The organism is Alcanivorax sp., assembly GCF_014762765.1.
Lineage (GTDB): Bacteria > Pseudomonadota > Gammaproteobacteria > Pseudomonadales > Alcanivoracaceae > Alcanivorax.
The window spans coordinates 1-5,406 of record NZ_JABURH010000013.1 but is presented as its reverse complement, the minus strand read 5'-3'; the positions used below and the strand labels follow the sequence as shown (position 1 = coordinate 5,406).

Here is a 5,406-nt window from a genome sequence, read left to right as displayed (position 1 = left end):
ACCTGGATTTCCACATGGCGTGGCTGCATCACGGCGCGCTCCAGGATCAGCTCGTCGCTGCCGAAGGCACTTTTGGCTTCCTGGCGGGCGCTTTTCAGCTGGGCGGGAATCTCGCTGGCATCGGTGACCACGCGCATGCCGCGGCCGCCACCACCGGCACTCGCCTTGATCATCAGCGGCAGGCCGATGCGTTCTGCTTCCTTCAGCAGAGTGGCGTCGCTCTGGTCTTCGCCTTCGTAGCCGGGAATGCAGGGCACGCCGGCTTCGATCATGGCGATCTTGGACAGGCGCTTGGAGCCCATCAGGTGAATGGCATCTTCATCGGGGCCGATAAAGGTGATGCCGGCATCCTTGCAGGCCTTGGAAAACCCGGCATTTTCCGACAGGAAGCCATAGCCCGGGTGCACTGCGTCGGCGCCGGTCTTGCGACAGGCATCCAGCAGGGCATCCACGTTCAGGTAGGAGGCGCTGGCCAGTGCTGGGCCTACACAGACGGCTTCATCCGCCAGTTGCACGTGACGGGCACCGGCATCCGGTTCCGAGTAGACCGCCACGGTCCGGTAGCCCAGGGACTGGGCGGTGGCGATGACCCGGCAAGCAATCTCGCCACGGTTGGCAATCAGGATTTTTTCAAAGCTCATTGTGGTTCCTTGGTTGAGTTGCAAGTTTCAAGTTGAAAGTTGCAACGCGAATAAGGTGCGCTGCCACACGATCTGGTCTTGAGCCGCGCCGCAATGGTTGTGCGCGGCTAAGACGATGTTGTCTTTCTCTAATCTTGGGCGCGCTTTGCAACTTGAAACTTGCCTCTTGCAACTCTTTTATTGATTCCATTTCGCCGGGCGTTTTTGTACGAACGCCATGGTGCCTTCCTGGCCTTCTTCGCTGTTCACGGCGGCGGCGAAATCCTTTGCCGCCTGGTCCAGCAGGGCCTCCATGGGTTCATGGCCCACGTTCAGCACCAGTTGTTTGGTCACCCGGTTGGCATGGGGCGCGCATTTGCGAACCGCTTTCAGGTTGTCTTCCAGCAGGGCGTCCAGGCTGTCCGCATCGGCGGCCACTTCATGGACGATACCCAGCCGCCGGGCTTCTTCGCCCTGGAAGCGGATGCCGGTGAGGGCCAGCCGCCGGGCCTGGGTCAGGCCGATGCGCTCCACCACAAAGGGGGCGATCTGGGCGGGAATCACGCCGAGGCCGGTTTCCGGCAGGCCGAAAGTGGCGCCGGTGTGGGCAAGCGCCACATCGGAAATGCAGGCCAGACCAAAGCCGCCCCCCAAGACAGCACCCTCCAGCACGGTAATCAGCACCTGGGGCTGGTGGTTGGCGGCGGTGATCATTTCCCCGAAACGGCGATTGAGTTTCTGGAAGGCGTCACTGTCGCCGCTGGCGGCCTGCTGGCGGGCACCGGCCATATCCTTGATGTCGCCGCCGGCACAGAAGTGACCACCGGCACCGCGCAGTACGATGGCGCGGACATCGGCATCATCCTTCACCGCTTCGAACACGGCCATCAGCTCGTTGACCATGGTCAGGCTCATGGCGTTACGGCTGTCGGGGCGGTTCAGGGTGATGTGCAGAACCGGGCCGTCCTGGTTCAGCGTTATCGTTTCGGTTTGTGGTAGCGTCATGACTTTTCTCGCTTGAATGACCAGTCGCAAGTTTCAAGTTGAAAGTCGCAACGCGAATAAGATGCGCGTGCCACACGATCTAGGCTTTAGCCGCGCCGCAATGATTGTGTGCGGGCAAGACGATGCAGTTTTCTTTAGCCTTGTCCGCGCTTTGCAACTTGAAACTTGTTTCTTGCAACTCTTATCGTTTCTTGCCCGGCAGGATATCCATGGTCTTGCAGATAATGCCCAGCATGATTTCGTCGGCGCCGCCACCGATGGAGCCGAGGCGACCATCCCGGTAAAGCTGACCGGCCGGGTTGTCCCACATGAAACCGTTGCCGCCCCAGTACTGCAGGCAGCTGTCAGCCACTTCCCGGCTGAGGCGGCCCACTTTCAGCTTGGCCATGGAGGCCAGTTGCAGCACATCCTTGCCGTTGATGTACATCTCGCAGGCCCGGTAGGTGAGGGCGCGCAGGGACTCCACTTCGGTCTGCAGTTCGGCCAGGCGGAAGTGCACGGTCTGGTTGTCGATCAACGGCATGCCGAATACCTGACGATCCTTGGCATAGGCGATGGTTTCGTCGATCACGTGCTGCATGCCCATCAGGCTGTTGGCGGCGGCGAACAGGCGCTCTTCCTGGAACTGGATCATCTGCATCATGAAGCCCATGCCTTCCTGGCCGATCAGGTTGCGTTGGGGAACACGTACGTTGTCGAAGAACACCTGGGCGGTTTCCGAGGAGCGCATGCCCAGCTTGTGCAGGGGCTTGTCCACGGTGATGCCGCCGGCATCCTTGGGCACGATGATCAGTGACTTGTTCATGTGCGGTTTGCCCTCGGACGTCTGGGCAAGCAGGCAGAACCAGTCGGCGCTGGGCGAGTTGGTGATCCACATCTTGGTGCCGTTGATCACGTAGTCGTCGCCGTCCTTGGTGGCGGTGGTCTTGATGGCAGCCACATCGGAACCGGCATGGGGCTCGGACACGGCGATGGAGGCCACCATGTCACCGGCAATGGCCGGGGCCAGGTAATTCTGGCGCAGCTCGTCGGAGCCGAAACGGGCCAGGGCCGGGGTGGCCATATCGGTCTGTACCCCGGTGGAGAGGGGGACGCCGCCGCAGTGGGTGCGGCCCATTTCCTCGGCCATGACCATGCCGTAGGAATAGTCCAGACCCATGCCGCCGAACTCTGCCGGCTTGGTGACCCCGAGCAGGCCCAGATCGCCCATCTTCTTGAACACCTCATGGATGGGGAAGCGACCGGCTTCTTCCCATTCCTTGACGTGGGGGTTCAGTTCTTTCTCGACAAAGTTGCGGACTGTGCGGCGCAGTTCTTCGTGTTCTTGAGTGAAAAGCATGGGAGCTCCCTGTCTTGTTCGATTGTTTGTTGAGTCGCAAGTTTCAAGTTGAAAGTTGCAACGCGGAGCAGCGTGGTGCGGCCCCTTACTGTTTTGACTCCGCGCAAGGACGCGGGCATGGCATTGATGTTTGGCAAGGCATTTCTCGCGCCTTGAAACTCGTCTCTTGCAACTTGTAACTGCGTTAAAGCCTTGCCACCCCAAACGCATTCGGGTGCAGCTCGCGGTGTTGGGCATCGGCGCAAATGTCCAGGGCATAGGCCACCACACGGCGTGTGTCGCGGGGGTCAATGATGCCGTCGTCCCACAGCCGGGCCGTGCCGTAGAGGGCGGTGGACTGGCTGTCGAGTTTCTGGGCGGTGGTCTGCTGAAGCATGTCGAGTACCTTCTCGTCAGGCTCAATGCCGTTGGCGCGCTGCTTGGCCTCGGCCACGATGCGCAGCACCATGCCTGCCTGTTGGCCACCCATCACGGCAACCCTGGAGTTGGGCCAGGCAAAGATGAAGCGCGGGTCCAGGCCGCGGCCGCACATGGCATAGTTGCCGGCCCCGTAGGAGCCACCGACCACGATGGAAATCTTCGGCACTCGAGCGTTGGCCACGGCCTGCAGCATTTTCGAGCCGTGCTTGATGACACCGTTTTGTTCCGCATCAGTGCCCACCATGAAGCCGGTGGTGTTGTGAAGGAACAGTAATGGTCGGCGTGTCTGGTCGCAGAGCTGGATGAACTGGGCGGCCTTGGCAGCGCCTCGCGGGGTGATCGGACCATTGTTGCCGATGATGCCCACGGGCTTGCCTTCGATGGTGCTCCAGCCGCACACGGTGGCGCTGTCCCAGTCGTTCTTGAAATCGAGAAAGTCTGAGCCGTCGGCGATGCGGGCGATGATCTCGCGTACGTCGTAGGGTTTCTTGGCATCAGCGGGCACTACGCCGAGCAGCTCTTCAGCGTCATAGCGGGGTGGCTCGAAAGCGTTGCTGTCCGGTGCCGCCCGGCGCCAGCCCAGCAGCTTGACCAGGTCCCGGGCCTGACGGATGCCGTCGGCGTCGTTTTCTGCCAGGTATTCGGCGGTGCCTGCGGTACCACTGTGCATTTCCGCGCCACCCAGTTCCTCATCCGTGGCGATTTCGCCGGTGGCGGCTTTCAGCAAGGGCGGGCCGGCCAGGAACATCTTGGCGCGCTCGCGTACCACTACCACATAGTCGGACAGACCCGGCTGATAGGCGCCACCGGCGGTGGCATTGCCGTGTACCACGGTGATCTGCGGGATGCCGGCGGCGGACAACCGTGCCTGATTGGCAAAGGTGCGGGCGCCATCCACGAACACTTCTGCCGCGTAGTTCAGGTTGGCGCCGCCGGACTCCACCAGGCTGACCACGGGCAGCTTGTTCTCCATGGCGATGCGTTGCAGGCGCAGGGTCTTGTGCAGGCCGGAGGGGGAGATGGTGCCGCCCTTGATGGCGGAATTGGAGGCGGTCACCAGGCAACGGACACCGGACACATAGCCGATGCCGGCAATGGTGCTGCCGCCGGCTTCGGTGCCGTCCTTGTCGTCGTGCATCTTGTAACCGGCCAGGTTCATCAGGCTCAGGAACGGCGAGCCGGTGTCCAGCAGCCGGGAAATACGCTCGTGGGGCAGCAGCTGGCCGCGTTTCTCGAACTTGGCACGCTTGCTCTCGGCGGTATCCACCACGGCCTGCTCAATGGCGCGGAATTCTTCCACTGCCGCCAGCAGGGCCTCGCGGTTCTGCCGGTATTCCTCGCTGTTCGGGTCCAGTGCGGATTCAATGACTGACATTACAGGTCCTTGAAGACATCGGGGGTGGTGGCTCGGTGGAAGCCGTCAAACGGTTGGCTCTTGTCATGATCGGGCAGCGGGAAGATGGCCACGTTGCCCTGGCTGGCGGCGCCGTCGATGCGCAGGGTGTCACCGCTGATAAAGGCGGCAGCATCGCTGAGCAAAAAGCAGATGGCGCCGGACACTTCCGATTCGTTGCCCATGCGCTTGAGCGGTACGGCGGCGCGCAGGGTTTTCAGGGTCTGCTTGAAGCCTTCCGGATAGGTGTCCATGCCGCTGGACATGATCCAGCCCGGTGCCACGGCGTTGACGCGCACCCCGCAGCTGCCCCATTCGTAGGCGGCGGTCTGGGTGAAGTTGACCATGCCGGCCCGGGCGGCGCCGGAGTGACCCATGCCGGGCATGCCGCCCCACATGTCGGCGACAATGTTGACGATGGCGCCGCCATTACGGTTCATGCCCTGGGTGAATACTTCCCGGGCCATCAGGAAGCCGCCGGTGAGGTTGGTGCGCACCACGGTTTCCCAGCCTTTCTGGCTGATCAGCGCCAGAGGGGAAGGGAATTGGCCGCCAGCGTTATTGACCAGGCCGTGGACCACCTCGACGGCCTTGTAGATCTCGGCAACGGTGGCCTTGACCACTTCTTC

The 5,406-nt window shown here is 62.0% G+C and carries 5 protein-coding genes; all 5 read right to left on the bottom strand.

The annotated features are described in order from the left end of the window. Positions 1-641, bottom strand: a 641-nt coding sequence (locus tag HUJ17_RS00165) for a biotin carboxylase N-terminal domain-containing protein (RefSeq protein ID WP_290508822.1), incomplete at its 3' end; no start/stop codon positions are given. A gap of 177 nt (positions 642-818) precedes the next feature. Continuing rightward, a complete protein-coding gene (locus HUJ17_RS00160; protein ID WP_290508821.1) occupies positions 819-1,625 on the bottom strand; it encodes an enoyl-CoA hydratase-related protein in 807 nt (268 codons plus the stop codon). A 181-nt stretch (positions 1,626-1,806) separates the two neighbouring features. Next, on the bottom strand, positions 1,807-2,964 hold the full coding sequence (locus HUJ17_RS00155) for an acyl-CoA dehydrogenase family protein (protein ID WP_290508820.1): 1,158 nt from the start codon (positions 2,962-2,964) through the stop codon (positions 1,807-1,809). A gap of 184 nt (positions 2,965-3,148) precedes the next feature. After that, positions 3,149-4,759: an acyl-CoA carboxylase subunit beta gene (locus tag HUJ17_RS00150; RefSeq protein ID WP_290508819.1), complete on the bottom strand. Its 1,611-nt coding sequence runs from the start codon at positions 4,757-4,759 to the stop codon at positions 3,149-3,151. Then, positions 4,759-5,406: SDR family oxidoreductase (locus tag HUJ17_RS00145; protein WP_290508818.1), on the bottom strand; the 648-nt coding region annotated here is incomplete at its 5' end. The genes HUJ17_RS00150 and HUJ17_RS00145, both read right to left, overlap by 1 nt.

Coding starts and splice junctions, on each gene's coding strand:
- HUJ17_RS00160 (WP_290508821.1), bottom strand. CDS start 1,625: ATGACGCTACCACAAACCGAAACGATAACGCTGAACCAGGACGGCCCG.
- HUJ17_RS00155 (WP_290508820.1), bottom strand. CDS start 2,964: ATGCTTTTCACTCAAGAACACGAAGAACTGCGCCGCACAGTCCGCAAC.
- HUJ17_RS00150 (WP_290508819.1), bottom strand. CDS start 4,759: ATGTCAGTCATTGAATCCGCACTGGACCCGAACAGCGAGGAATACCGG.